This is a genomic window from Nonomuraea sp. NPDC049480 (assembly GCF_044465905.1).
Classification (GTDB): Bacteria; Actinomycetota; Actinomycetes; order Streptosporangiales; family Streptosporangiaceae; genus Nonomuraea.
The window spans coordinates 189,611-215,422 of record NZ_JBITMD010000006.1; the positions used below are offsets into that span (position 1 = coordinate 189,611).

At 73.1% G+C, this 25,812-nt stretch carries 20 protein-coding genes; 10 read left to right on the forward strand and 10 right to left on the reverse strand.

Annotated elements, in window-relative coordinates; all coding sequences use genetic code 11:
* Nucleotides 1–3: 3 nt before the first annotated feature.
* Entirely contained in the window at nt 4–342 is a 339-nt protein-coding gene (locus ACIBX3_RS19435) for a hypothetical protein (RefSeq protein ID WP_397118741.1), read from the reverse strand.
* A 247-nt stretch (nt 343–589) separates the two neighbouring features.
* Here ACIBX3_RS19435 and ACIBX3_RS19440 point away from each other — a divergent pair, with 247 nt between their 5' ends.
* The 3 genes from ACIBX3_RS19440 (at nt 590) to ACIBX3_RS19450 (ending at nt 2,922) form a co-directional block, all read left to right on the forward strand.
* Entirely contained in the window at nt 590–1,357 is a 768-nt protein-coding gene (locus ACIBX3_RS19440; RefSeq protein ID WP_397118743.1) for a hypothetical protein, read from the forward strand.
* A 2-nt stretch (nt 1,358–1,359) separates the two neighbouring features.
* Entirely contained in the window at nt 1,360–1,944 is a 585-nt protein-coding gene (locus ACIBX3_RS19445) for a hypothetical protein (protein WP_397118745.1), read from the forward strand.
* A 165-nt stretch (nt 1,945–2,109) separates the two neighbouring features.
* Nucleotides 2,110–2,922, forward strand: coding sequence for a phosphotransferase (locus ACIBX3_RS19450; protein ID WP_397118747.1), 813 nt, complete (start codon nt 2,110–2,112; stop codon nt 2,920–2,922).
* An 82-nt stretch (nt 2,923–3,004) separates the two neighbouring features.
* Here ACIBX3_RS19450 and ACIBX3_RS19455 read toward each other — a convergent pair whose 3' ends face one another.
* Both ACIBX3_RS19455 and ACIBX3_RS19460 read right to left on the reverse strand, forming a co-directional pair.
* Entirely contained in the window at nt 3,005–5,770 is a 2,766-nt protein-coding gene (locus ACIBX3_RS19455) for a M48 family metalloprotease (RefSeq protein ID WP_397118749.1), read from the reverse strand.
* A gap of 3 nt (nt 5,771–5,773) precedes the next feature.
* A complete protein-coding gene (locus ACIBX3_RS19460) occupies nt 5,774–6,277 on the reverse strand; it encodes a hypothetical protein (protein WP_397118751.1) in 504 nt (167 codons plus the stop codon).
* 162 nt (nt 6,278–6,439) lie between these two features.
* On the opposite strand from ACIBX3_RS19460, the gene ACIBX3_RS19465 reads away from it, so the two are divergent.
* The 3 genes from ACIBX3_RS19465 to ACIBX3_RS19475 all read left to right on the forward strand — a co-directional run bounded on the left by ACIBX3_RS19465 (nt 6,440) and on the right by ACIBX3_RS19475 (nt 10,446).
* A complete protein-coding gene (locus tag ACIBX3_RS19465; RefSeq protein WP_397118753.1) occupies nt 6,440–7,561 on the forward strand; it encodes an FAD-dependent oxidoreductase in 1,122 nt (373 codons plus the stop codon).
* 140 nt (nt 7,562–7,701) lie between these two features.
* Nucleotides 7,702–9,342 carry a protein kinase gene (locus tag ACIBX3_RS19470; protein ID WP_397118755.1) on the forward strand — a complete coding sequence of 547 codons (1,641 nt, stop codon included), beginning with the start codon at nt 7,702–7,704 and terminating at the stop codon, nt 9,340–9,342.
* 135 nt (nt 9,343–9,477) lie between these two features.
* Nucleotides 9,478–10,446, forward strand: a complete 969-nt coding sequence (locus ACIBX3_RS19475) for a coiled-coil domain-containing protein (RefSeq protein ID WP_397118757.1) — start codon at nt 9,478–9,480, stop codon at nt 10,444–10,446.
* 23 nt (nt 10,447–10,469) lie between these two features.
* On the opposite strand, the gene ACIBX3_RS19480 is transcribed toward ACIBX3_RS19475, so the two are convergent.
* Nucleotides 10,470–10,964, reverse strand: a complete 495-nt coding sequence (locus ACIBX3_RS19480) for a hypothetical protein (protein WP_397118759.1) — start codon at nt 10,962–10,964, stop codon at nt 10,470–10,472.
* Nucleotides 10,965–11,296: 332 nt separating this feature from the next.
* Between ACIBX3_RS19480 and ACIBX3_RS19485 the strand changes: the two genes are divergently transcribed.
* Entirely contained in the window at nt 11,297–12,673 is a 1,377-nt protein-coding gene (locus ACIBX3_RS19485) for a serine/threonine-protein kinase (RefSeq protein WP_397118761.1), read from the forward strand.
* 58 nt (nt 12,674–12,731) lie between these two features.
* Here the strand turns inward: ACIBX3_RS19485 and ACIBX3_RS19490 are convergent, their stop codons facing one another.
* Both ACIBX3_RS19490 and ACIBX3_RS19495 read right to left on the reverse strand, forming a co-directional pair.
* Nucleotides 12,732–13,232 (reverse strand): MarR family winged helix-turn-helix transcriptional regulator, encoded by a 501-nt coding sequence (locus ACIBX3_RS19490; RefSeq protein ID WP_397118763.1) that lies wholly within the window; start codon nt 13,230–13,232, stop codon nt 12,732–12,734.
* Between the two features lie 73 nt (nt 13,233–13,305).
* Nucleotides 13,306–14,151: a DUF4142 domain-containing protein gene (locus ACIBX3_RS19495; RefSeq protein ID WP_397118765.1), complete on the reverse strand. Its 846-nt coding sequence runs from the start codon at nt 14,149–14,151 to the stop codon at nt 13,306–13,308.
* A gap of 277 nt (nt 14,152–14,428) precedes the next feature.
* Between ACIBX3_RS19495 and ACIBX3_RS19500 the strand changes: the two genes are divergently transcribed.
* Nucleotides 14,429–16,861, forward strand: coding sequence for a serine/threonine protein kinase (locus ACIBX3_RS19500; protein ID WP_397118767.1), 2,433 nt, complete (start codon nt 14,429–14,431; stop codon nt 16,859–16,861).
* A gap of 99 nt (nt 16,862–16,960) precedes the next feature.
* A complete protein-coding gene (locus ACIBX3_RS19505) occupies nt 16,961–20,971 on the forward strand; it encodes an AAA domain-containing protein (RefSeq protein WP_397118769.1) in 4,011 nt (1,336 codons plus the stop codon).
* 70 nt (nt 20,972–21,041) lie between these two features.
* Here ACIBX3_RS19505 and ACIBX3_RS19510 read toward each other — a convergent pair whose 3' ends face one another.
* Nucleotides 21,042–22,163, reverse strand: a complete 1,122-nt coding sequence (locus ACIBX3_RS19510; protein WP_397118771.1) for an MBL fold metallo-hydrolase — start codon at nt 22,161–22,163, stop codon at nt 21,042–21,044.
* 35 nt (nt 22,164–22,198) lie between these two features.
* Entirely contained in the window at nt 22,199–23,041 is an 843-nt protein-coding gene (locus ACIBX3_RS19515; protein ID WP_397118773.1) for an oxidoreductase, read from the reverse strand.
* Nucleotides 23,042–23,151: 110 nt separating this feature from the next.
* Between ACIBX3_RS19515 and ACIBX3_RS19520 the strand changes: the two genes are divergently transcribed.
* The gene (locus ACIBX3_RS19520) at nt 23,152–23,724 is read left to right on the forward strand and encodes a TetR/AcrR family transcriptional regulator (RefSeq protein ID WP_397118775.1); all 573 of its coding nucleotides are present in this window, start codon (nt 23,152–23,154) and stop codon (nt 23,722–23,724) included.
* Here ACIBX3_RS19520 and ACIBX3_RS19525 read toward each other — a convergent pair.
* Together ACIBX3_RS19525 and ACIBX3_RS19530 are read right to left on the reverse strand one after the other, a co-directional pair.
* Nucleotides 23,712–24,413 carry a DUF3152 domain-containing protein gene (locus tag ACIBX3_RS19525; RefSeq protein WP_397118777.1) on the reverse strand — a complete coding sequence of 234 codons (702 nt, stop codon included), beginning with the start codon at nt 24,411–24,413 and terminating at the stop codon, nt 23,712–23,714. The two genes, ACIBX3_RS19520 and ACIBX3_RS19525, sit on opposite strands and share 13 nt — an antisense overlap.
* Nucleotides 24,414–24,526: 113 nt before the next feature.
* Nucleotides 24,527–25,744 carry an NAD(P)/FAD-dependent oxidoreductase gene (locus ACIBX3_RS19530; RefSeq protein WP_397118779.1) on the reverse strand — a complete coding sequence of 406 codons (1,218 nt, stop codon included), beginning with the start codon at nt 25,742–25,744 and terminating at the stop codon, nt 24,527–24,529.
* Between the last annotated feature and the right edge of the window lie 68 nt (nt 25,745–25,812).

A 25,812-nucleotide genomic window follows, 5' to 3' on the forward strand; every position in this document is an offset into this window, starting at 1 on the left:
CGTCTAATCCGGGACCTCGGCGCACACGCTCACGTGCGGCGCGTCGTCCCCGTCGAACGTGAACTCCTCCACCAGGCGCAGCAGGCCGTCGTCCCCGGTCTCGACGCGGCTGCTGCTCCGCCCGCCCGCCGTCCCGCCGGCCTTGAGCGCGTGCGCGTACGAGATCGCGACCCGGTCGCCGTCACGGGTGCCGACGAAACGCCCGTGGGCTACGGTGTCGCCCGTGTAGCTGCCCCACACGACCCCGTCGGCCTCCCAGTACAGGAACTCCGTGGGGCTGTCCCGGTTCACCTCGCTCGCCGTCGAGCTCACCATCACGAATTTGCGGCCGTTCAGATTCACGGACCCATGGTCCACATATTTCTGGAGCATCACCGTACGGCTGGACAAAAGGTCAGAACAGCCGGTCGTGTCCGCCAATCCGTCCAGCCGCCTCCCCGTGCGGTGGCCGGCCTCAGAGGCGCCCCGGGACGCGCCGTGGCCGGGTCGCACCCCTTGCCGGAGCTTTACCTTTCCGGGCCTGACGCCATCATTGCGCAGTGTGATAGTAATGTTACGCTACGTATCCGACGTGTTTCGGGAGATATCCATGGTGGCGTACACGCTCGCGATCCTGGCGGCGGTAGGCGTGGTGATGCTCACGGCGCTGGTGTTCAGGCTGGTGAAGCGGGCCGACGAGGACCGCGATCCCGCCGGGCCGTCCGCATCCCACACCGGGTCGATGCTGTCGGCGTTGTTCCTGCTGGTGTTCGCCATCGCGATCATCGTTCCGTGGACCAAGGCCGACGCCGCCCGCCAGAACACCCACACCGAGAGCCAGGCCGCCGTCGACGCCTACTGGGCGGCCGAGGCCCTGCCGGGCGACGCGGCCCGGCAGGTGCGCGCCGCGCTGCGCGACTACGTCACCTTCGTCGTCAGGGACGAGTGGCCGCTCATGGCGCAGGGCCGCATGGACCCGGTCGGCGCCGCCCGCATGGACCAGCTCCGCGGCCGGGTCAGCGACCTGGAGGTGAGCGGCGACGGCGCGGAGGAGGCCCAGGCCGAAGTGCTGGAGCACCTCGCCGCCATCTCCACCGCACGCGCCCAGCGCAGCGCCGACGCCGCCGCCACGCCGCCCGAAGGGCTGCTCTTCCTGACCATCCTCACGGGCGTGGTGGTCATCGTCTTCCCGTTCCTGGCGGGGGCGCGGCCGCGCGGGCTGACGATCCTGCCGATGGTGGCGATGGCGGGGCTGCTGGGCTTCGGCATCTACCTGACGTGGGACATCTCCCGCGCCTTCGACGGGCCGCTGGCCGTCGGACCCGAGGCGTTCCAAGGGGCGCTGCAGGAGTTCGCGCGCGTCGGCGGGGGAATGTGAGCATGGGCATCCGGCGCGCGCCGCTGCTGCTCACGGCCGCCCTGGTCGCGATCGGGGCGGCCGGTCCCGCGGCCGCCGACCCGGAGCCATGGCCTCGGGGCGTGCCCTCCACGTGGTCCGCGGTCCCGAAGACGCCGGTCCCCGAGGTGTCCGTACGCCCCCCGGCGGCTCCCCGGAAGGTGTCCGTGGACGGATCCGTGCCGGGGGTGTCGGTGTGGCGCTCGCCGGTCCCCGGAGTGTCGATCGCGGGGCGGCCGGGGAAGCGGCGGCTGGTCCCCAAGGTGACGGTGCCCGGGATGACCATCTTCCAGGAGTCGGTGTGCGGGGACCGGGTGCGGGTGGGGGAGTGCCCGCGCGGGAGACCGCGCCCGGCGCTCCGGCCCGAGCTCCTGCGGGCGGCACCGGCACACGTGCCCGCCCCTTCCCCGACGCCCGCCCCGGCGCCGCGAGCGACTCCTCCGGTGCGGGCCAAGGAGGCGGTGCGGCCGCCGCGCCGCCCCAACCCGCTCGGCACCGTCCTGGTCATGGTGGTGCTGGTGACGACGATCGCCTCCACGACGGCCATCGCCTTCGGCTCCCGCCGCTGACCACGCGGTGGCTGCCGGACTGGAACACGCCGAGCCCCTGTGGGTGCCGCGGGACGCCGGCAAGGCGGGCGGCCGTTGATCCGGGAGTGGTGAGATCATGTCCCACGGCACACCGCCGGCGGGCGACGACCGCCCGGAGGCCGGGCGACCAGGAGGAGCCGTAGCGTGGAGGCGACACCGTCCGGGGGACCGGAGGAGGACGTGGAAGTGCTGGCCGGCGGGGGCGTCAACCACGTCATACGGGCGGGGACCACGGTGCGGCGGCTCACGGGTTCATGGACGCCGGCCGTCCACGCCCTGCTCGGCCACCTGGCGGCACGCGGCTTCACCGGCGCGCCCAGAGCCCACGGGGTCGACCGCGACGGGCGGGAGGTCCTGGACTTGGTGCCCGGCCAGGTGCCGGACCACCCGCTGCCGGGTTGGGCGCTGTCGGACGACGCGCTGGCCGGTGTCGGCAGGCTGTTGCGTGACTTCCATGACGCCACCGTCGATTTCCTGAAGTTCGCGAAAAATCAGGACATGACCTGGTATTTCCCGTCGGAGAGTCCGGCCGAGGTCATCTGCCATGGCGACGTGGCGCCGTACAACTGCGTGTTCCGCGACGGGCGGCCGGTCGCGTTCATCGACTTCGACACGGCCCACCCCGGACCGCGCGTCTGGGACGTGGCCTACGCCGCCTACCGGTTCGTGCCCCTGACCGATCCCCGCCAGATGGAGACGTTCCCGGTGGTGGAGCAGGCACGCAGGCTGGGGCTGTTCGCCGGCGCGTACGACCTCGACGCCCGCGGCCGCGAGGTGCTGACGGAGACCGCGCGGGACCGGCTGGAGCACCTGGTGCGGCACATGCACGAGCAGGCAGCGGCCGGGCACGAGGGCTTCGCGAGCCACGTGGCCAGGGGCGACGACCGCTTCTACCGCGTCGACATCGAGCACATCGCGCGGCACCGGGCAATCTTCCAGTCCGCGCTGACGGCCTGACGCGACCCGTCTCCGGGCGAAAAGCCCCTCGGGACAGTGCACAAGAGCCGCCGCGACGCCCCTGCGAAGGCCTACTCGGGGGTCAACCGCCTCCGGCGACGGTCGGGAGGCAGGTCGCGCAGTCGCCGGTCACCTTCTCGCCCCAGGCCGTGAGATGGCGCAACGCCTCCTGCTCCCTGACGGCGGCCTCGCGCGAGGCCGCCTCGTCGCCGGTCTCCCAGGCGGTGGCCAGCAGCTCGAACGCGCCGGTCTCCGCCTGCACGAGCGCGACCCAGTCCCGGTGCGCCGCCCGGGTCTCCACGCCGACCGGCCGGTACGCCTGCGCATCCGCCAGCAACGCCCGCAGCGGGACCAGGACCTCCGTACGCATCCTCGCGGCCTTGGTCCTCCCGTCGGCGTCCGGATCGGCGTCGATGCCGGCCCGCGCGGTCCGCGCATCCTGGAACCGGCTCACGAGTTCGGGGGCGAGATCGTGAATGTAGTACGACGCCTCGGCGCGAGTGGCCGTCCCGCCCGGCGGGGAGGGAACCGGCCCGCCCGAGCCGGTCAGCGGAACGCGGGCGGCGATCACCGTACCGGCTGCCACCAGGCCGAGGACCGCGGCGGCCGGCCACCATCCCAGCCGCCCGCGGCGTCGCGGCCCCGGCCCGCGGCGACGGACGAGCAGACCGGCCGGAGCGGCGAACAGGACGAGCACGAACCCGATGAGCAGCGGACGCGGGACCACCTCGGCCACGAGGATGAGAGTCGGCCTGCCGCCGAACAGGCCGTCGACCCCGATGTATCCGGCACCCGCCACGAGCCCCGCCAGCGGGCCCGCGATCAGAGCGGCGCCCAGCCCGCGCCGCGGGGAGGCCAGCGCGATCACGAGCGCCGCCGCCACGACGACCGCCGCGCACACCCACATGGAGAGGAAGAAACGCTGGAGCCGGACCGCGTCTGAGCCCGCCGGTCCCATGACGAGCCGGAACACCAGCATGGCGACGATCCCGGCCAGTGCCGCGAACACCGCGATCGGCACGATCCCGCGCGGCCCCGCCTGTCCGGGCGCCTGCCACGGCCGCGGCTCTCCGGACTCCAGCAGCCAGGCAGGCGTGACGCCGCCGCGCCGGGCGGCGAACAGCGCCCACGTGGCCGCCGCGGCCGGTGCGGCGACGGCTGCCGTGGCCGGCCACGTCAACGGCATGTTGGCCATCCACCACCGGGTGATCTCCCACCCTCCCACGTCGAGGAGGACGTTGAGCTGGCTGCCGAACCACAGGGCGACGGCGAACAGCGCCCAGTTGACGGCGAGCGCGATCATCCAGGAGGCGCGCCGGGCCATCGCGGGCGCGGCATCCGCCCACAGCTCCCCGAGCCCGGCGGCCAGCGCCGTGGCACCCAGTCCGGCCCACGCGACCAGCACGATCGTCCAGGAGGGGTTGCCATCCGTCTGCGCGAGCGAGGCGAGCTGCCCAGCCACCAGCCCGGCCGCCACACCGCCGGCGGCCGGCCACGACCGGCCCGCCCCTCCACCCGGCGCCGGCCGTGGCCGGCCCGTCTCCCCTGCCGGAACCTGCCCGTGCGCGGCGCCCTGGGCATGCGGCGGACCCGGCCCGCCTGCCCCGGCACGCTGCACGGAGGCCGTGCGGTGCAGGAGGGCCGATCGCCACAGCCCGAGGCCGACCGATCCGCCCAGCAGCAGGCCCATGAGCACCGCGGCCGCCGCCACGGCGAGGTCGGTGCGGCCCGAGGCGAAGAGAAGGCCGGTCAGTCCGCTGGTCAGCAGGGGGATGGTGAGGGCGGCCAGGAAGGCCCCGGCGAACGCGTCGAGGAAGGTGACGCCGGTCGCGAGTTCGGGCCGGGCGAGCACGGCCCGGCGGCGGGCCGGGGAGGGGTGGAAGGCCAGAAGGCGCCGATGCCAGGACAGGGCGTCGCAGGCCCGAGCGCGGCCGAGGATCGCGGTGAAGCCCTCGGGCCCGCCCCCCGCCCTGGCGGCCCGGAGGTCGGCGTCGTGCTCGCGGGAACGCAGCAGCGCGCGCGACACCAGCGCGGTCGTCGCGCCCAGCAGGACGACCCGCCACAGGAAGCCGGGCAGAAGACCGCGGTCGCCGGACAAAGCGATGACGACCAGGGGCAGGACGAGCATGGGAGCGACGACGTAGCCCAGCGATCGCGCCAGCCACGCCAGCGTGACGTCCCCGTGGACGATGTGGGCGAGCTCGTGGCGGACCAGCGGGTCGAACAGGTCGCGGCTGCGCCATCGCACGGCCACGGCCTGCGGCAGCACGATCCGGTAGCGTCCGGGCCGGCCGTAACCGTAGCCGTCGCGCAGCGTGGCCGCCCCGAGGAACACCACCGGGACACGGGTCATCCCCGACTCCGCCGCCAGCTCGGCGACCCGGGCGGCGGCCTGGGGCAGGACCGGTCCCAGCCGGCGCAGCCGCCGCCTCCGCTCGATCACCGCGGGAGCCAGCAGGAGCACGGCCAGCCCCGCCGTGCCGGCCCCGGCGGCCCCGGCGAACGCGTACCCCGCCTCCCGCCGCCTGTGGGGTTCGAGACAACGGCCCGCGAGCGCATGCTCGGCCATGGCCGCCTCGTAGCGGCCTGCCTGCCCCTCCGTCCCCGAGACCGTGACCGGTCCTGGGCCGGCCAGCTCGCGGCGTCCGGCGGGGGTCAGGGCGGCGGCTCGCTCCCGGGCCTCGCTCTCACAGCGGGGGACGACGGTGAGCCAGTCTCCGTGGAGCCGGTCATGGGCCTGGCTGCCGGCGAAGGCCCCGGCGCTGAGCAGGGCCGCAAGGAGCAGGACGAAGCGGGAAGGAGTCGGCGACGGGTACGCCAGCGCGTACGGCCGCCCGGAGGTGTCCACAGCTCACCGTTTCACCAGCCCGCCCACCACGGCGTCGGCGAGGAGGTTGGCCTGGCCGTCGTCCAGCCGGACGCCCTGCGCCGCCCGGAGTGCGACCTCGCGCACCTGGCGGAGCTGCTCCTCACTCAGCGGCTCCACGCCGCCGGCGGGCTCGTCGTCCGCGGGACGGCCGCGCAGGAAGCGGCGGCGCACCAGGTCGACCACGTGCGTCGCGGACTCCTCGGCGACCGCCTCCACCATCGTCGTCACCAGGAACTGGACCACGGGCGCGACCACGGCCAGCACGTACGGCGTCATCATCACCATGTCGAGCCCGAAGCCGACGGGCTCGTCACGGTCCCCGGACTTCAGCGCGGCACGCGGATCGCGGAAATACTCCGCCGCGTTCTCCTGGAACAGGACGAGTTCCTCGGGCGCGGTCCGCTCGATCACGATCTCGGCAAGCTCGGCCACCAGCCCGTTGCGGGCGTCGGGCGGAAGCTGCGCGGCGGTCACCTCATCAGTCACGACGTCCCCCTCGGCATTCCTGGCCCCCGGACTCTCGGCGCGGCCGGTGTGAGCCGCATCACACGTGAATGCCGTATAGAAAACCACGCGGGCACGGCGCTGTCACCATTTCTCAGGGCAGCGCCTTCTCAGGACAGCGCCTTCTCAGGACAGCCGCCGGCGATGAGATCGCCGGTCGCCGAGGGAAGATCTCGGGGGCGGCGGCGGTTGCAGCTGATCGTGGAGCGGAGCGACGTCGTGGTGATCGGGGCCGGGCAGGCGGGGCTGTCCAGCGCGTACTTCTTGCAGCGGTTCGGGTTCGAGCCGGTCGTGCTCGACGCGGCACCCGGGCCCGGAGGGGCGTGGCGGCACCGGTCGCCGTCGCTGACCATGGACAAAGTCCACGGCGTCTTCGACCTGCCGGGCGTACGCCGCTCGCCGGACGCGGACGGCGGGCGGCCCGCGGCCGAGGTCGTCCCCGCCTACTACGGCGACTACGAGCACACCGTCGGCCTGGACGTGGTGCGGCCGCTCGCGGTGCGAGCCGTCCGGCACGGGGACGGCGGGCGGCTGATGATCGAGACGGACGCGGGGGAGTGGGCGGCCCGCGCCGTGGTCAACGCGACCGGCACCTGGACCCGCCCGTACTGGCCGTACTATCCGGGCGCGGCCTCGTTCGAGGGGCGGCAACTGCACTACGCCGGATACCGGGGCCCGGAGGAATTCGCGGGGCGGCGCGTGGTGGTGGTCGGCGGCGGGGCGTCGGCGATGCACGTGTTGTCCGAGATCGCCGGCGTCGCGGCCGCGACGGCGTGGGTGACCCGGCGTCCGCCGGTCTTCCGCGACGACGACTTCGGGGAGGACGCCAGGCGGGAGGCCGTCGGCAGGGTCGAGGAACGCGTACGCGCCGGGTTCCCGCCGGAGAGCGTCGTCGGCGTCACCGGGCTCGGCTACACGCCCGTCGTCAGGGAGGCCCTGGAGAAGGGGGCGCTGGAACGGCTCCCGATGTTCGAGCGCATCACCGCGCGCGGCGTCGCCTGGGCCGGCGGGCGCGATCTGGACGCGGACACGATCATCTGGGCCACCGGCTTCCGCTCCGCCCTCGACCACCTCGCCCCGCTGCGGCTGAGGGAGCCGGGCGGCGGCATCAAGGTGGACGGCACACGGGTGCTGAAGGAGCCGGCGCTCCAGCTCGTCGGCTATGGGCCGTCCGCCAGCACGATCGGCGCCAACCGCGCCGGCCGCGAGGCCGCCCGCAACGTCCGCGCCCACCTGGCCGCTCACCTCGCCCGCCCGGCCGCCTGAGAGAGCGTCCTACTATGGTAAGTAGTAAAAATATCGATTACTGATGAACGGCGGTCACTCGGGCGGAAGCGCTCGACACGGCGTGTGACATCAGGTTAGCTTCCTGGCAGAAGGATCTTTTCTGGTCAGGAGGTCCCACCATGGATGTTCCCGGCTACACCGAGATCCGGGAACTCGGCCACGGCGGGACAGGCAGGGTGATGCTCGCCGTCCGCGACTCCGACGGCCTCGCGGTCGCGATCAAGCACTTATCCGAGCCGCTGCGCCGGGACGAGGAGTTCCTCGAGAGGTTCAGGGCCGAGGCCGCCCTCATCCGGGAGATCGACAGCCCGCACACCGCCCGCCTGCTCGACTACGTCGAAACCACCGGCGACGCCGTCATCGTGATGGAGCTCGTCGACGGCATCACGCTCCGGCGGCTGCTGGAGCACGAGGGCAGGACGGGCGCCGAGGCCGCGCTCACGCTGCTGAAGGGCGCGCTGCTCGGACTGGCCGAGGCGCACCGGCGCGGGGTGGTCCACCGCGACGTCAAGCCCGAGAACGTGCTCATCGGCGAGGACGGCGACAGCAAGCTCGTCGACTTCGGCGTGGCGGCCCGCTTCGGCGAGAAGGCCGCGCTCATCGGGACGCCCCCGTACATGGCTCCGGAGCAGTGGGACGACGCGCCGGCCGGTCCGGCCGCCGACGTGTACGCCGCGACGCTGGTGTTCTTCGAGTGCCTGGCCGGCCACCGGGCCTTCCACGGCGAGAACGTCGCCGCCCTCGCCTACCAGCACCAGCACTCCGCGCCCCCGCTGGAGGACGTCGAGGAGCCGCTGCGGCCGCTCGTCGCGCACGGCCTGGCCAAGGACCCCGCCGCACGGCCCGAGTCGGCCGAGGTGTTCCTGGCCGAGCTGGAGGACGTGGCACGGGCCGCGTACGGGGACGAATGGGAGACGCGGGGGCGGGCCGCGCTCAGCATCCTGATCATGCCGCTGGCCGCGCTGCTGCCGAAGGCGCAGCGGGTCGCGGAGGGTGACACCACCACGAGTATGGCCCAGAGCACGCTGACGCCGGTGGGGAAGTTCGCGGTGACCGGCGGGCTGGTGCTGGCGACCGCCGCGGCGGTGGTGTCGGCGTTCGTGATCTGGAGCGAGCCGCCCGGATCGGAGAGCGGCACCGCGCTCCCGCCCGCCACGTCAGGCCCGCCGCGGACGGCCGCGCCCGCCTCACCCACATCCGTCCCGCCGACGGCGCCCGACACCGTCACCGGCACACCGCCGATCACCCTGTCCGGCGACCCGACCGCGTACCCGACCGCGTACCCGAGCGAGTTCCCGGCCGCCCCGCCCACGAGCGGCCCGGCGCCGACCACGGGCGCTCCCCGCCCCGAGCCGCCCCCGGGGACGCGCACGCCGACCGGCGGCCCGGACCCGGACGAGCCGACCCGCTCCGAGGAGCCGAGGCCGAGCACGCGGCCGCCCACCCGCACGCCCCCCGACGACGACCCTCCGTCCAACCCACCCCCCGCCGGCAACCCCCCGCCCACCACCCAGGCGCCCGGCCCCGGCGATCCGCCGCCCGCCCAGAACCCGAAGCCGCTGATCTCCGTGTCGGTCAGCGTGTCGCTCGACGTGCCGCTGCTGGGCGGCGACGGGGGCGACGGGCTGCTGGACGCCGACGTCGGCGTGGGCCTGGGCTCCGGCCTGCTGGGGATGGTGGCGGTGCCTGGATCGGTGCTGCTCGGACGGCAGATCGTCGCCCGCAGGGCACGGCGCCCGCGCGATGGCGGAAAGTGCTGAATTACATGCCGCGGCCCGTGATCCTCTACTATCTAGCGTCGGATAGAGGGCGGCCCCCGGCCTGAACGAACTCCTGACCGGAATGTGCCCTGCGGCTCTGGAGAAGGATGAAGTGTGGCGGGTGCTTGTCTCGCCTTGCGGCCACGTACCTGGTGGCGCGGGGTCGTCGCCGCCGTCCTCACCGCAGGGCTCCTGGTGACGGATGCCCGGGCGGCGCCGAAGCCCACGGTGAAGCAGCTCAAGAAGGAGCTGGCAGCGCTGCGGAAGGAGTCGGACAGACTCATCACCGACTACTACAACAGCCGCATCGCCCACCAGAAGGCGGACAAGACCGAGAAGGCGGCGCGTGCCAGGCTGGCCGCCGCCCAGGAACTCTTCGACCAGCACTCCACCGAGCTCAGGGCGATGGCCGTCGCCCAGTACACCGGCAGCGAGCCGAACCAGGTCGCCATGATGACCGGCCGCCAGGACCCGGCCACGCTCCTCGGCCGGATGGCGCTCGTCGACCACCTCGTCACGCTTCAGGACGCCACGCTCCGCGACTTCGCCAAAATCAGGGACGACCGGCAGCGGGCGCAGGACGAGGCCGCCGCCCGCGCCGGAGAGCTCGAACGTACGGTCGGGGAGCTGGAGGAGCGCAAGAAGAAGGCCGAGGGGCAGATCGAACGGATCAGAGACAAGATCGATCAGCTGTACAAGGCGCCGGGCCTGCGTCCCGACGGCACGTTCGTGCCGCAGCTGCCGCAGGGACCCGACCACATCACGCCGCGGATGGCGCTGGTCAAGCAGCTCATCCAGGAGCGGTTCGACGTGCCGTACGGGATCGGCTGCTACCGGGCGATCCAGGACGGCGGCGAGCATCCGCTGGGCCGGGCGTGCGACTTCATGCTCAGCCGGGGCGGCGCGATGCCGTCGGCGGCCGAGCTCAGGCGCGGAGAGGAGATCGCCGGCTGGGCGGTCGAGAACGCCAAGCGTCTTGGGATCATGTACATCATCTACCGGCAGCGCATCTGGCACGTCCGCACGGGAGCCTGGCGCACCATGTCCGACCGCGGCGGCACCACCGCCAACCACTACGACCACCCGCACCTCTCGGTGTACTGAAGTCCTGATCCTCCTGGCATCCCTCAGGATGGGGAGGGCCGCCTCGCGGGAAAGATCTGCCCATGGCTCGAGGCGTGCCGGGGGCCACCGTGATGACGCGGATACCAGGTCGATGAACGCTGCTCGTCGGTGTGCTGTACCTGGCGAACGGGGTTGCCGGGGTCGGCGATGATTTCCAGGCCGTGTCCGGTCAGCCGTTCGAGCAGGCCGTCGAGGCCCTGATCGACGGTGTCGGGCAGGGCGTAGAACTCCTCCAGGAGGGTGCGGGCCATGTCGTTGTCGGAGACGGCGGCGTCCCAGATCACCTCATCGCCCTCGGCGGTGATGTCGTAGGCGAAGAACGCGCAGCACGCCTTCTCGCGTGCGGCCAGGTCGCGGACCCATGCCTCGACGCCCTGGCCGGCGCGGAAGCGGAAGCGGATTCCCTCCGGGGTTCTTTCCCGGCCGGTCAGCGCTTGACGGAAGAGCCGCTGGTACTCGGCGAGGCGTTCGGCGTCGGTGTCTGCGGCGTCGGTCATGTCGCAGACGATGGGGGTGGAGGCGCCTGGAAGCCGTGGTGGACCGGATCGACACCAAGATCTCCGAACTGGAGCGGGCCCGGCGCGACGCCGTGCAGAGCCTTGACGACTGCCGAGCCGGTCGATGCCGGCTCGCGGCCCTGGACCAGCGGCCATGACGATCGCCCGTTCTCTGCTGTTGTTCGCCCTGGCCGCACGTGGAAATACGCGTTTTCTGAAACAGGTGGTCGCCGCGACCCGAGCGGAGGCAGGGAGGGCATCATTGATCATCTTTATCAATTCGGCACACACGCGGCGCATGGCTGGGTTGCGACCAGGGTAAGTCGGGCGCTATGTCCGCTTCGCGTTATGAGGGTCGGTTACTGGCCGGCCGCTACCGCCTGCAAACCGCACTCGGCCAGGGTGGCATGGGCAGAGTGTGGCAGGGATACGACGAGCTGCTCGACCGTCCGGTGGCCGTCAAAGAGGTCACTCTGGAGCACCGGCCGCAGTCCGATCGCCAGGCGCTGCTGAGCCGGACCATGAGCGAGGCCCGGTTGGCCGCCAGGCTGAGCCACCCGCACATCGCCACCGTCTACGACGTGGTGGAGGCCGACGGGCGGCCGTGGATCGTCCTGCAGCTGATCCCCGCCCCCACCTTGGCAGACGTCCTCGCCCGGCGTGGCCCGTTGCCGCCCGCCGCCGTGGCCCGGATCGGTCTGCAGGTCCTGGATGCACTGCAGACCGCGCACGCCGCCGGCATCGTGCACTGCGACGTCAAGCCGGCCAACATTCTGCTGGACTCCGGCCACCGCCACGCGGTGCTGACCGACTTCGGCCTGGCCACGAGGCTGGAGCAGCCGGTGGGCCTCACAGAGGACGGCAGGGTGGTCGGCACCCCCGCCTACGTCGCCCCCGAACGCGCCCGAGGCGACCGGCCGACCTCGCAGACCGACCTGTGGTCGCTGGGTGTCACGCTGTACACGGCGGTGGAGGGCCGCTCCCCGTTCGAACAGGACACCGCCGTGGCCACCATCAGCGCCGTCCTCACCGCCGACCCGCCGCCCTTCGAGCGGGCGGGGGCTCTGGCACCGCTGATCGCGGCCCTGCTGGACAAGGACCCGGCCCGCCGTCCCACCATCCGCGACGCCCGCCGGCAACTGCGGCGCGTCGGAACTTCCTCCCTCGACTCCGTTGCGCAAACCGGCGCCGTCGTCGCCCTTCCTCCAGCCACGCTTCCCCTCATACCTGAGCGTCGTCCTCCCGCTGAGCCGCCGGCCGCGAGCCGTCGGGGGTTCGGCCGCGAAGGCCACCCTCCCGCGGGCCGCGTGAAGCCGGCCGTCGCAGGCCGGGTCTCGCGCGGGCAGGTCCGGCACGTCGCCCTCGTGGCCGCGATGGTCGCCGGCGCGCTGGCCGCCGCGTTCTGGCCCGGCGAGGTGTCCGGGCCGCCCCCGGCCGGCCGCGGACCGGCCACCGGCACTCCTACCACTCCTGCCACGCCGGCCACACCTCCCACCTCTGAGGGTTCTCCGCCTGACGGTGCGCTGCGGGCTCAACCGGTAGCGGTCCGGCAGCCCAAGGCCGACCGGCGCCGGGCCGATTCGCCTCCCGCGCCCACCCCGGTCGCGTCCCTGCCGCCGGGCCAGGCCAAGAAAGCGACCGGCGTGCACGTCCCGCCCGGGCTCGCCGGCTCGCGACCGGGAAAGGGCAAGGCCAAGGGCCGTAAGTGACGGACGACCGCCGGAGGCGTGCATGAGCCACGGCAGGTGGTTCGCGGGGCCTGTTCCCCTATTGGTCGGGCCAGCCGAGCGGGTAGTGCGGAAACGCCGGAGGCTCGCCGCCCGCCTGGTTGAAGGCGTTCATGGCGGCGACGAGAGCCCGGCACTGGTCGGGGGACATGCGGGAGACGATGGCGGCGATCTCCTCACGGCGGCGGCTGGTCACGTCGTCGACGAGGCGTCGCCCTTCGGAGGTGAGGCGCATCAGGCTCTCGCGGCGGTTGAGCGGGTTGACCTCCCGGACGATCAGCCCTGCGCCGGCCAGCCGGTCGGCCATGCGCATGGCGGTGGAGCTGTTGACGCCGAGCAGATCGGCCATGGTGACGAGTTTGGTCTCGCCCTGTGCCGACAGCACGACGAGCATGCGGAACTGGGGGAGCGTCACCCGGTCCTGGACGGCGCCCAGGGAGCGGGCGGTGATGGCGACCAGCAGCCGCGACGCGGTGAGGACTGCCGTGATGACCGCGCCGAGATCCTCGGCGTTCACTTCGCCCGGAGTGCGCTCTTCCATGGTGACTGTTGTACACGCTCGCCGTGGTGGCGGAGGACCTCCTGCCTGATCATCGCCGAAACCGGCACAGCCGTCAGCCGGACGGGGTGGGGAAGCTCTCGGGCGTGGTCAGGCCGGTGCTCTCCAGCAGGCGCTGGTGGTTGAGCACGAAGGTGTTGCACTGTTCGGCGAAGCGCCGGACCTCGGTGTTCTGCGTGCTGCCGCGTACGGTGCCGATCAGGGCGAAGACCTTGCCGTGGGCCAGGCGCAGCCATTTGACGTACGTGGTGTCGTAGGCCTTCCCGGATCTGCTGGAGATGTCGCTCATCCAGTCCTGCTGCTCGTCGGTGGGCTTCACCGGGAGCTTGACCTTCAGCTTGGCGGCGGTGTCGCGGACCAGCTTGTCGAGGGTGTGGTGCTGTGAGGCGATCTCCCTGCTGATCTGGCGGACACGCGGGGTGCTGGCCCGCTGCACCGCGTCCTGGGCGAGGGGCATCTCCCACAGGCCGGCGAGCCGCACCCCGGTGATGAGTTTGCGGTCGGTCTCCGTCAGCGGTCCCCACTTGGTCTGCACTGTGCCGGTGTCGGCGCCGGCGCCGCCGCTGGGGTCGGGTTCGGGCTCGGCGGTCCCGGAACCGGCGGGCTCGGGGTCAGTGCCGGGCTCGGCGGTGGGGGAGCCGGCCGGCTCCGGTTCGCTGTCGGCGGTGGCCGAGCCGGCGGGCTCGGGCTCGGGCTCGGGGTCGGCCGCCGCGGCACCCGCGTCGGAGGGTTCGGGCTCGGCCTCGGCGGCGGCGGCCTCATTCGATTCCACCTCGACGCCGGCCGGCTCGGTGACCGACGTGTCGGCGACGGGCGTCGGCGTGTAGCTGGCACAGGCGGTGAGCGAGAGTACGGCGACGCCGACGATGGCGAGAACGTGGCGGTTCTGGGGGAATCGCATAGGCAGTCCTCCCCTTCCGGGTCCATGGGCGCGGCCCCGAGTGGGTGGCGCCGGTCAGTAAGGGATACGCGGGAGAGGAGCCGGGTGTTCATGGCAGTGTGCAAGATTTGCAGGAGCAAGAACGCTGGGGCGTCAGCGCGTGCACCTCGCCGGGGGCGTACGGACATGGTGACGTGGTCGAGACCCCGCGCGCCGTGCCCGGGACCGGTCCCCCGGGGGTGTGGCGATCATGAGTTCGTGAAACCCATTTGCACGATATTGCGCGCATAATCCGGATATGCCGTCGATTTCTGAGCTCAGACCAGGGGATCCCTACAGTCTCGGAGGCTACGAGATCCGGGGCAGGCTGGGAGAGGGTGGGCAGGGCGTCGTCTATCTGGGCGAAAGCGGGCAGGGGAGACAGGCGGCCATCAAGTGGCTGCGCCCGCACCTGGCGGGCGACGCGGTGGCGGCGGAGCGCTTCGCCCGCGAGGCGGCGGTCTCCCAGCGGGTGGCGCCGTTCTGCACCGCGAAGGTGCTGGCCACCGGCGTGCACGAGGACCGCCCTTTCATCGTCAGCGAGTACGTGGACGGACCCTCGCTCCAGCAGGTCGTGTCCCAGGAGGGGCCCCGGGCCGAGGCGGCGCTGCACCGGCTGGCGATCGGCACCGCCACCGCGCTCGCCGCGATCCACCAGGCCGGCATCGTGCACCGCGACTTCAGCCCGAACAACGTGCTGCTCGGCGCCGAGGGCCCGCGCGTGATCGACTTCGGCATCGCCAGGGCGCTCGACGCCACCTCGACGATCACGTCCATGCCGGTGGGCACGCCGGCGTTCATGGCGCCCGAGCAGATCCTCGCCCACCCGGCCGGGCCGGCGGCCGACATGTTCGCCTGGGCGAGCACGATGGTGTTCGCGGCCGGCGGGGCGGGGCCGTTCGAGGCCGAGAACGTGCCGGCGATCATCCAGCGGGTGCTGCACACCGAGCCCGGCCTGGCGGGGCTGACCGGGCCGCTGCGCGACCTCGTCGCCGCCTGCCTGTCGAAGGACCCGGCTCGGCGGCCGACCGCCGAGCAGGTGATCCTCCGCCTCCTCGAGCATCCGGCCACCTCGAACCCCGACGAACTCCAGCAGGCGGCGGCCGTCGTGGGCGGCGGCGCACCGGCCCCGTGGCAGACTCCCGGCTCCCCGCCGCCTCCCGGACCCGGACCCGGATCCGGGCCGGTGGCCTGGGCGCCTCCGGGCTCCGCGGCCGCTGCTTCGCCGGCTCCCGGCGCCGGACCCGCGGGTTCGCCGTCCCCGGGTTATCCGCCTGCCGGTTCGCCCTTACCGGGCTCCGGGCCCGTGGGCCCTCCGCCCTCCGGTTATCCGCCTGCGGGTTCGCCCTTCCCGGGGTCCGGGCCGGTGGGCCCTCCGCCCTCCGGTTATCCGCCTGCCGGTTCGCCCTCCCCGGGACCCGGGCCGGTGGGCCCCTCGCCTTCCGGGTATCCGGGTGCGGGACCGGTGTCTCCCGGGTTCCAGACGCCGGGGTCCGGGCCGCAGGCGTTCGGGTCGCCGTCGCCTCCGTACTCCGGCGGGCAGCCGGTCTTCCACCCGCCCACGTTCCAGCCGGCCGGTGGGCCGTACGCGTACGCCCCACCGCCGCCCCGCAAGAAGCGGGGCTGGGTGATCGGCGCCGCCGTGGCGGCCGTCGCCCTGGCGGTGGCCGCCACGGTCGTCGTGGTCACGGTCGTCAACCTGCCCATCACGAACCAGGCGCAGGCCACGCCCACGCCGACCACCCCGGCCACCACACCGTCGCCCACGTCGTCCCCGGTCCCGACCGCGAACCTGACCACGGTGAAGCTCCCCGACACCGGCATCACCATCTACGAGAGCCCGTCCGACCCGATCAAGGCCACCACGTACATGGTCAGGGACCCCAAGACCAAGAACTGGGTGTACTACTCGCGCGACTCCCTCACCGGACCGTTCAAGAAGTATTCGGACATGTGGGAGAGCGTGCTCTCGCCCGACGGTCGCTACCTGGCCCAGCGCGGCAAGAACTTCACCGACGGCTACGACACCGTGGAGATCACCGACAAGAGGACGGGCGACCGCTTCTCGGTGAGAACCTCGAAGGAGCCGCTCAGCGCGTCCCTGGAGGCCTGGTCGCGCGACAGCACCCGCGTGCTCGTCAACATCGGCAACCTGGTCAAGGGCGACTGGCAGTCCACCGGCTTCGCCATCGTGGACGTGACCACGCGCAAGGCCACGATCGCCTCGCTCAGGGAGAGCTCGCTCAAGGGCATCACGTTCGGCTTCGACCACAACGACAGCGGCGTGGTCGCCCTGTCGGACGAGGCCACCCAGCAGGCCCTGCGCTTCTTCGACGCCCACGGCACGCGCGTACGCCGCATCCCCAACGTGGGCACGGGCTTCGCCAACTTCATGTTCTCGCCGACCGGCAAGCAGTTCGTCACCGACTGCCCGGGGCTGGACAGCGGCAACAACTGCGTCTACGACTCCCAGACCGGCACCGAGCTGCGGCGGATCTCGTCGCCCTGCGCCGGACCGGCGACCTGGTACGACGACGACCACCTGGTCTGCTGGGTGCAGAGCGGCACCAGCCCCGACAAGTACCAGGTCCAGGTGATCGACTTCTACGGCGCGAAGGTGCGCGTGCTGGCGGATATCCCCACCAACGCCGACAACCTGGACATCGACTACGTGAACACACGCGGCAACTAGCGTGACCCGACCCAGCACCATTCGACGTCACCCGCGCAAGACCGCACCTTCCCGCGGCCAAGAGACTGCAAAGGTCGCGCCAGGGCATAAGAGACCTTCATGGCAGAGCCATCGGACAGCCGCAGGGGCGACCTGATCGCGGCGGCTCAGGCGAACTGGATATCGGCGCTCACCGATCTCGGCGGGCGCAACACGCTGCTCTACTACAAGGACCGCCGGGCAGGCACGCTCGACCTGGCGGCGGCCGACCCCGAGAGACTCGAACGCTTCCTGCGTACCGGCTCGATCCGCCTCACCCGCCTGTTCACCGACGTCGACGCCAGGGCCGACGCGATCAGGCGGGTACAGGCCATCCACCGCAAAGCCCGCGAACTGCTCGAGGAGCGCGGCATCCGGGCCGCGTACCTGGCCACGGGCATGGCCAGGTGGGACGAGCTGTTCCTCGAGCCCGCCGCGCCCGTGCTGCTGCGCGGCCTCACCATCACCCCCACCCGGGCCCGGCACGACGACTTCGATCTCGCGCTCGATGACGAGGACGAGGTCAACCCCGTGCTGCTGCACAAGCTCGCCACCGTGTACGGCGCCGCCGCCGAACGCGTCACCGGCGACCACGACGAGCTGCGCGCCATCGCGGCCGCGGCCGAGGTGCCCGGGTTCGACATCCAGGACCGGCGCGTCATCGGCACCTTCACCTACTCCAAGCTGCCCATGGTCAGGGACATGCAGGCGGCCGGCGAACTGCTGGCCGACAGCGACGTGGTGGCCGCCATCGCCGGCGACCCCGACGCGCAGGAGCTGCTGTCGCGCGACCGGGGACGGCCGATGGAGCTGGACTCGCCGGAGGACGACTACTCGGTGCTCGACGCCGACTCCTCCCAGCGCAGCGCCATCGCCGCCGTCATGTCCGGCCGCAGCCTCGTCATCCACGGGCCGCCGGGCACCGGCAAGAGCCAGACCATCGCGAACCTCATCGCCGCGCTCGTCGCCAAGGGGCGCAAGGTGCTGTTCGTGGCAGAGAAGCGGGCCGCGATCGACGCCGTGCTGTCCCGGCTCAAGGGGGCGGACCTGGGTGATCTGGTGCTCGACATCCACGAGGGCACCCGGGACCGGCTGCGCATCGCCCGCGACCTCGGCGACACGCTCGACCTCGCCCAGAGCGTGACCGACCGGCCCGAGCAGGAGCTCGACCGGCGGCTGATCGACCGGCAGCGGCGGTTGTCCCAGCACGTCGCCGGGCTGCACGAACCGCACCCGCCGTGGGGAGTGTCGGCGTTCCAGATCCAGTCGGAGCTGCTCGGCATCCCGGCCGAGGCGCGTACCCCGGTGCGGCTCGTCCCGCCCGAGCGGATCGACCGCGAAGCGGCCGACCTGATCAGGGATGAGCTGCGCGACTTCGCCCATTTGGGTGGGTTCACGCTGCGGCCCGGGAGCACGCCCTGGTACGGGGCGGCGCTGCGGACCGCCGAGCAGGCCCGGCAGGCCGCAGACCTGGCCTCCCGGCTGCACTCGCACCTGCTGCCGCTGCTGGCGTACCGGGTGGACCAGGCGTGCGCCGAGGTGGGGCTGCGGGCGCCCTCGGGACATCGGGAGCGAGTGTCGGCGCTGCAGCTGTTCGCGGGGGTCGCCCAGACGATGCGGCGGCTCTCGCCGCGTGTCTTCGAAGCCGGCCCGGCGCGCCTGGCCGCCGCGGTCGGCGACGGCGGCCCGGCCCGGCTCACCGGCGGCTCCTCCATCGGGCTGCGGGAACGCCATACGCTGCGCAAGCAGGCCCGGGCGCTGTGGCTCGGCTCCGGCAAGCCGGAACGCGCGGAGTTGCACGCGGCACTGGCGGAGGCGGCCGGCCAGCTCGCCGACTGGGACTCCCTCCGCCTCCCGCCGCCGTCGCACGCCACGTGGCGCGCCGGCCCGGACGGCACCCGCCCGCCCCGAACCGAAGGCGCCTCCCGCTTGGGTGCCGACGACCCGCCCCGCCCGCACGCCGGTCAGAGGGCAGGCGGCGGTCCCGGCGAGCGGGGAAGCGCACCGTGGCCGCCGTCCGATCTCGGCGGGCTCCTGAGGCTGCAGGCCGAGTGCGAGGCGCAGCTGGCCTCCCTGCGGGCGTACATCAACGTCCCCGACGACCCCGACGAGGTCCTCGCCGCACTGTGCGCCGACCGCGACACCGCCTGGAAGCTCCCCAGACTGTACGACCTGGGCATGCGGTTCGACGCCCTCGGCCTCGGGCAACTCCTCGACGACCTGGCGCGCAAGCAGGCCACGGCCGACCTGGCGGCCGCCGCGTTCGACCACGCCTGGTACTCCTCCATCCTCGATCACATCAGGGTGAGCGACCCGCGTTACGGCGCCACCAGGGGAGAAGCCCTCGACGAGATCGCCGGCGACTTCCGCGAACGCGACATCCGGCACCTGGCCGCCAACCGGGCCCGCGTCCGCCGCGCGTGGGCCGTCCGGCTGCGCGACGCCGAGGACCGGCACCCGCTGCAGGCCAGGGTGATCCGCAAGCAGGCCGCCCTGCGCCGGGGCCACCTGCCGCTGCGCCGCCTGCTCGACCAGACCGGCGACGTGCTGTTCGCGCTCAAGCCGTGCTGGGCCATGTCCCCGCTGATCGTCAGCCAGGTGCTCCCCGCGACCAGGCTGTTCGACGTGGTGATCTTCGATGAGGCGAGCCAGATCGTGCCCGCCGACGCGGTGCCGTCGATCATGCGGGCGCATCAGATCGCCGTGGCCGGCGACGACCGGCAGCTGCCGCCGACGAACTTCTTCCGGCAGGTCGGTGACGGGCTCGACGACGCGGAGGACGAGGAGAGCCTGGTGTCGTTCGGGGCGGGGTTCGAGTCGGTGCTCGACGCGCTCCGGCCGCTGCTGCCGACATGGCCGCTGAGCTGGCACTACCGCAGCAGGGACGAGCGGCTGGTGGCGTTCTCCAACTCCCGCATCTACGGCGGCGCGCTCACCACGTTCCCCGGCGTGTCGCGGGGCGACTGCCTGCGGCACGTGGTCGTCGCCCAGTCCGACCGGCCCGGCCAGGAAGCCTCGGTGGCGGCCGAGGTCGGCAAGGTGGTGGAGCTGGTGCTCGACCACGCCCGCGCCCGTCCCGGCGAGTCGCTCGGCGTGATCGCGCTCGGCATGCGCCACGCCGAGCGCATCGACCAGGCGCTCAGGGAGGCGCTGGCCGAGCATCCCGAGCTGGAGGAGTTCTTCGCCGAGGACGCGCCGGAGCCGTTCTTCGTCAAGAACCTCGAGCGCGTCCAGGGCGACGAACGCGACGCGATCATCCTCACCATCGGGTACGGCAAGCACCGCGACGGCCGCATGCGCTACCAGTGGGGCCCGCTGCTGCGCGACGGCGGCGAGCGCCGGCTGAACGTGGCCGCCACCCGCGCCAAGCACCGGCTCACCCTGGTCAGCTCGTTCTCCAGCCACGATGTGGACCCCGCCCGCGTCACCAAGGCGGGCGCCCGGCTGCTGGCCGACTACCTCGAGTACGCCGGCTCGGGCGGAACCCCGGCCGACGCCTCGGGCGGGACGGCGCTCAACCCGTTCGAGGCCGACGTACGCGACCGCCTGGCCAGGTGCGGCATCACCGTCGTGCCCCAGTACGGCGTCGGCGGCTTCCGCGTCGACTTCGCCGCCACCCACCCGAAGGACCCCGACCGCATGGTCCTGGCGATCGAGGCCGACGGCACGTCCTACCGCGACTCGCGCAGCGTGCGCGACCGCGACCGGCTCCGCAAGGAGCACCTGGAGCGGCTCGGCTGGAACTTCCACCGCCTGTGGTCCACGAACTGGTTCCACAACCCGCAGGCCGAGGCGGACAAGCTGCGCCGGGCGTACGAGGAGGCGGTCGCGGAGTACGAACCGGAGCCCCGCGCGGAGCCGGAACCGGATCTGGATCCGGAGACCCGGTCCCGCGCCGCGTCGCCGGCCGCGGCGCCCCGGCCACCGCGCGACCTGCCGTCCGTGGCGGCGCAACCAGGCGCCGGCGAGCTGGAACGGCGGTCACAAGAGTCCGGCGCCGAGCTGGACCGCCGCCCGTCACCCGCGCCCGGCCACGACCTGGACCGCCGCCCTGCGCCCGCGCCCGGCGCCGAGCTGGACCGGCCCGGCTGAGCGTCGCCGCAACCGCCGGCCGGGCGGGAGGCACGGCGGGCCTCCCGACCGGCCGGCGGGAGGGGTGCGGTCAGCCCAGCGTCTCCCACCAGCCGTCCACCGCCGGCGCCTCGGTGGTGTCCACGGCCTCGCCCGGACGCGGCACGACGATCTCGACGTCTCGGGCCTTGGCCTCGCGCCACAGCCGCTCCACCGGCTCCCCCCACGGGTGCAGGGCCAGCGTGAACGTCGCCCAGTGCACCGGCAGCAGCAGCTCGCCCCCGAGTTCGAGGTGCGCGTTGACCGCCTCCTCCGGGTTCATGTGGATGTCCGGCCAGGCGGGGCTGTAGGCGCCGATCGGCATCAGCGTCAGGTCGAACGGCCCGTGCGCCGACCCGATGCCCCGGTAGCCCTCGAAGTAGCCGGAGTCGCCCGCGTAGAACACCCGCCTGCCCGTCCCGGCCACCACCCAGGACCCCCACAGCGTGTCGTTGCGGGTGAACGCCCGCCCTGAGAAGTGCCGGGCCGCCGTGGCGACGAAGCGCAGCCCCGCGACCTCGGCCTCCTCCTCCCAGTCGAGCTCGATGATCCGGTACGCGGGCACGCCCCACCGCTCCAGGTGCGCCCCGATGCCCAGCGGCACCAGGAACGGCGCCTTCTGCGTCCCGGTCAGCGTGCGCACGGTCGCCATGTCCAGGTGGTCGTAGTGGTCGTGCGAGATCGCGATCGCGTCGACCTGCGGCAGCTCGCCGATCGTCACGGGCGCCGGGTGGTGCCGCTTCGGGCCGACGAGCTGCGAGGGGGAGACGCGCCTGCTCCACACCGGGTCGAACAGCACCCGCTTGCCCTCGATCTCCACCAGCGTGGAGGCGTGCCCGTACCAGACGGCGCGCAGGCCGCCGGCGGGCGGCGGACCGGACGGAGGCACGCGCAGCGGCACGGGGCCGGCGGGGCGGCGCTCCTCCTTGTTCTTGGCCAGCTCGCCGAGCAGGCCCACGGGCGGCGTGGTCATCAACGTGGTCGGCTCGGGCATGGGATTGAAGAAGGTGCCGTCCCTGAACTGCGGCGATTGCCGCATCCGCGCCGCCCGGTCCGGGCCCGAGCCCAGAGGCCGCACGCCCAGCTGGGCCGGTATGTCGCGCAGTGCCCAGCCGGCCGCGGCGAGAGCCGCGCCGCCCGCGAGGATCCGCCGTGCCGTCCGCTTTCCCGCCATCGTCCACACTCCCCTGAAGGTCGCATCCATTCCGCTCAACCGGGCGAACCACCCCCGGTGTTCCCGCCACTACGATATATCGCGATAGGTCGCACTGCTTTGACCGTTCCGCCGTCGATGAGGTAGTCGGCGCCCGTGACGCTTCCGGCGTGCGGCGATGCCAGCCACGTCACCAGTGAGGCGACCTCTTCCGGCTCGATGAACCTACCCGTCGTCATCCCGGCGGCGCCCGGCAGCCCCTCCAGGAACCGCTCGAGGTCCATGCCCTGCGCGGCGGCCAGCGCGGAGCCGTAGCCGCCGGGGTCCACCCACAGCGCGGTGCGGGTGGTGCCCGGCGAGATCGTGTTGACCCGCACCCCCTGGGGGCCGAACTCCTCCGACAGGGCCTTGCCGAACGCGGTCAGCGCCGCCTTGGCCGTCGTGTACGGGATCGGGCCGCCGTGCGGCATCCGGGCGCCGATGGACGAGATGTTGATCACGGTGCCCCGTCGCCGGATGAGACTGGGCAGGGCGGCCCTGGTGGCGCGTACGGCGCTGAGGAGGTTCAGGTCGTAGGTCTGGCGCCACTGGTCGTCGTCGAAGCCGAGGAACCCACCGACCTGCCCCGCGCCTCCGTCGCCGCCGCCCACGTTGTTGACCAGCAGGTCGATCTCGCCCAGCTCGGCCAGCGCCTGGTCGATCGCCTCGCCGGGGCCGTGCGCGGTGGCCAGGTCGGCCGCCACCGTGATCGCCCCGGTCTCCTTCAGCGCGGGCGGGACGGTGCGGGCGGCGGCGGCCACCCGCATTCCCTCGCCGGCCAGCGCCTGGACGATGGCCAGCCCGATGCCCCTGCTCGCGCCGGTGACCACGGCCGTCTTGCCGGTGAGTCGCATGTCCATGGGGTTCTCCCTCCGATGAGTTGCGTCAGTCCCGATGCCTTGACGATAGAACCTGCAACAGTGATGACGCAAGTTCTGGATAAACGGCAACGTTGCCGTACCCTGTGGGGGTGAATGAGACGACGCGGGCCATACGATCCGATGCCGCACGCACGGTCCGGACGATCCTGGAGGCGGCCGAGCGCGTGCTCAGCAGGAACCCGGCGGCCAGCATGGAGCAGATCGCCGAGGCCGCGGGGGTGGCGCGCACGACCGTCCACCGGCGCTTCGCCTCACGGGAGGCGCTGGTGGACGCGATGGCGGCGTGGGCCACCCGCCGCTTCGCCGAGGCCGTCGACTCCGCCCATCCGGACACCACGCCGCCCCTGGTCGCGCTCTACCAGGTCACGGCCAGCGTGCTGCGGGTCAAGCTCGACTGGGGGTTCGCGATGAGCCGGGCCCTGTCGGCCGATCCCGAGGTGGCCAGGGTGCACGCGGACGTGGCCGAGAGCTGCGACCGGCTCTTCAGACGGGCGCAGGCGGCCGGGGTGCTGCGCGCCGACGTGGACCCCGACTGGGCCAGGCGGGTCTACTACGCGCTGATGCACGAGGCCGCCCAGAGCCCCGACGGCGACCCCGACGACCTCGCCGCCCGCGTGGTGGACACGCTGCTGCGCGGCGTCGGCACCGGTCAGCTCCTCTGACGGTCGCCGGCGCGATGGGGGAAGGGCCAGGGGTTCGGGCGGCAGCCGTCAAGCGACTTGGACTGCTGCGTCATGACCGGGGCCAGGTGTCCCGGGCCCGGACAGGCGCGATGGCCGTGTCCCAGGGCGTGGCCGACCTCGTGGCTGATCAGGTAGCTCCGGTACGCGGCCAGGTCGCCGCCGTACTGCGGCACGCCGTCGGCCCAGCGGAGGGCGTTGATGACGGAGCGGGTGCCGTTCCAGCACGACAACTGCCCGCCGGTGCGGAGCGGGAGGCACTGGCGGACGGTCAGGCGCGGGCTCGACAGGGCGACGCGCACCCGTGCCGGGCCGCGGTCCACACGCTGGAAGCGCGCCCACCCGCGCACGTCGTTGAGTATGCGGTGCACCTCCGCCGCGAACGCGCGCGGGTCGAACGGCAGCCCGCGCTCCACCTCCACCAGGTACCGGACCACCGGGCCCCGGCCCGGCCTGGCGGGGGCGGTGCCACGCACGACCGCGTACCTGCCCGAGGCCCCGTAAGGGACTCGCACCGGCTCGGGCAGGTCGGGAGGCCGGGGCGCGGCCAACGGGACGAGGGCGATCGGCGGGACGAGGGCGAACGACGGGCCGGCCGGCGGCGCGGGCGGCTCGGCGGCGCATCCTGCCGCGATCAGGACCTGGATCAGCATCAGTGCGAGCAGCGGCAACGCGTCCTCCCCACGCGATCACGGTGGGGAGGAATCCGACTATACGTTCCCGCTCGTCACGCGCTTTCGCCGGGGTGGGCGATCTCCCGCGCCGGGGATGGAGCCCTTCTCGCTCAGGCGACGGGGGGCGCGTAGGGCGTGATGTCCAGGGGCGGCTGCTCGCCGAGTGCCAGCGCGGCGGCGATCCTGCCGGTGAACGGGCCCGCCGTCAGGCCGTACGAGCCCAGGCCCGTCGCCACGACCACGCGGCCGGTCAGCGGGCCGATGAGCGCCGAGCCGGGGGCGTAGACGGGGCGCAGGCCCACCCGGGTCTCCGTCACCGTCGCGCCGTGCAGACCCGGCGCGATCCGCAGCCCCGCCGCGATCACCTCCTCAAGGCCGCCCATCGTGACGCGCGGCGCGAACCCCACGTCCTCCACGGTCGCGCCGATCACCACGCGCGAGTCGGGGAAGCCCAGCAGGTACGGGCCGACGCTGGGGAGCACGATCGGCCACCACGCCGTGTCGACGCCCTCCAGGGTGGCGTGCAGGATCTGGCCCCGCCTCGGGAACACGGGCAGCTCGACGCCCAGCGGCCGGCACACCTCGCCCGTCCACGCCCCTGCTGCGACGATCACCATGTCGGCCTCGATCCGAACCGCCTGGCCTGCGAACCGGCGCGCCGAACCCGTGGCGGGCGGTGGGACGGTGGTGGCCTGCCGTGAGCTCGCTTCTCCGGCCGGCGGCCCGGTGCCTGCGGACGGCGGGGTGATGTCCGCGGCCGGCGGGGTGGCGCCCTCGGCCGGCAGGGCGTACAGGTACACCTCGCCGTCCGGGGTGAGCGCGGCGGCGCCCGTACGGACCTCGGCGCCCCGGGCGATGGCGGCGTGCAGCAGCGCGTCGCGCACGGAGCGGCCGTCCACGCGGGCCGCCCCCGGCACCAGGATCGCGCTCAGCGTGTCGGACAGCGGCGGGAACAGCTCGGCCGGAGCCGCCACGTCGGTGATGTCGCCCATCTCCGGCGCGTCGAGACGGCGGCGGAGCAGCAGGGCGCGCACCGGCTCCAGGTCGGCCGGGTCCTCGGCCACGAGCAGGGCGCCGACCTTGGCGTACCCGATGTCCTCGCCCAGCTCCTCCACCAGCCCGGGGTAGTGGCGGGCGCCCTCGCGGGTGAGCTGGTACCAGGCGTCGTCCTCGGGATGGTCCACCCACGGGCACACGATGCCCGCCCCCGCCTGCGTCGCCTCGCCCTGGTATCCGCCGTCCACCACCGTCACCGTCGCGCCCCGGCCGCTCAGGTAGTAGGCCGCGCTCGCTCCGACGATGCCGCTTCCGATCACCACAACACGCATGAGGCCAATGATCGCAGCCTCGGTGACCTGGGCCGATGACCGGGACCCGCCCATGGAGCCGTTGCGCG

Bases quoted from the DNA above. Each gene is read 5' to 3' on its own strand.
- ACIBX3_RS19500 (WP_397118767.1), top strand. From the start codon at position 14,429: ATGCCGTCGATTTCTGAGCTCAGACCAGGGGATCCCTACAGTCTCGGA.
- ACIBX3_RS19480 (WP_397118759.1), bottom strand. From the start codon at position 10,964: ATGACCGACGCCGCAGACACCGACGCCGAACGCCTCGCCGAGTACCAG.
- ACIBX3_RS19445 (WP_397118745.1), top strand. From the start codon at position 1,360: ATGGGCATCCGGCGCGCGCCGCTGCTGCTCACGGCCGCCCTGGTCGCG.
- ACIBX3_RS19490 (WP_397118763.1), bottom strand. From the start codon at position 13,232: ATGGAAGAGCGCACTCCGGGCGAAGTGAACGCCGAGGATCTCGGCGCG.
- ACIBX3_RS19440 (WP_397118743.1), top strand. From the start codon at position 590: ATGGTGGCGTACACGCTCGCGATCCTGGCGGCGGTAGGCGTGGTGATG.
- ACIBX3_RS19465 (WP_397118753.1), top strand. From the start codon at position 6,440: ATGAGATCGCCGGTCGCCGAGGGAAGATCTCGGGGGCGGCGGCGGTTG.
- ACIBX3_RS19505 (WP_397118769.1), top strand. From the start codon at position 16,961: ATGGCAGAGCCATCGGACAGCCGCAGGGGCGACCTGATCGCGGCGGCT.
- ACIBX3_RS19530 (WP_397118779.1), bottom strand. From the start codon at position 25,744: ATGCGTGTTGTGGTGATCGGAAGCGGCATCGTCGGAGCGAGCGCGGCC.
- ACIBX3_RS19470 (WP_397118755.1), top strand. From the start codon at position 7,702: ATGGATGTTCCCGGCTACACCGAGATCCGGGAACTCGGCCACGGCGGG.
- ACIBX3_RS19515 (WP_397118773.1), bottom strand. From the start codon at position 23,041: ATGGACATGCGACTCACCGGCAAGACGGCCGTGGTCACCGGCGCGAGC.
- ACIBX3_RS19510 (WP_397118771.1), bottom strand. From the start codon at position 22,163: ATGGCGGGAAAGCGGACGGCACGGCGGATCCTCGCGGGCGGCGCGGCT.
- ACIBX3_RS19485 (WP_397118761.1), top strand. From the start codon at position 11,297: ATGTCCGCTTCGCGTTATGAGGGTCGGTTACTGGCCGGCCGCTACCGC.
- ACIBX3_RS19495 (WP_397118765.1), bottom strand. From the start codon at position 14,151: ATGCGATTCCCCCAGAACCGCCACGTTCTCGCCATCGTCGGCGTCGCC.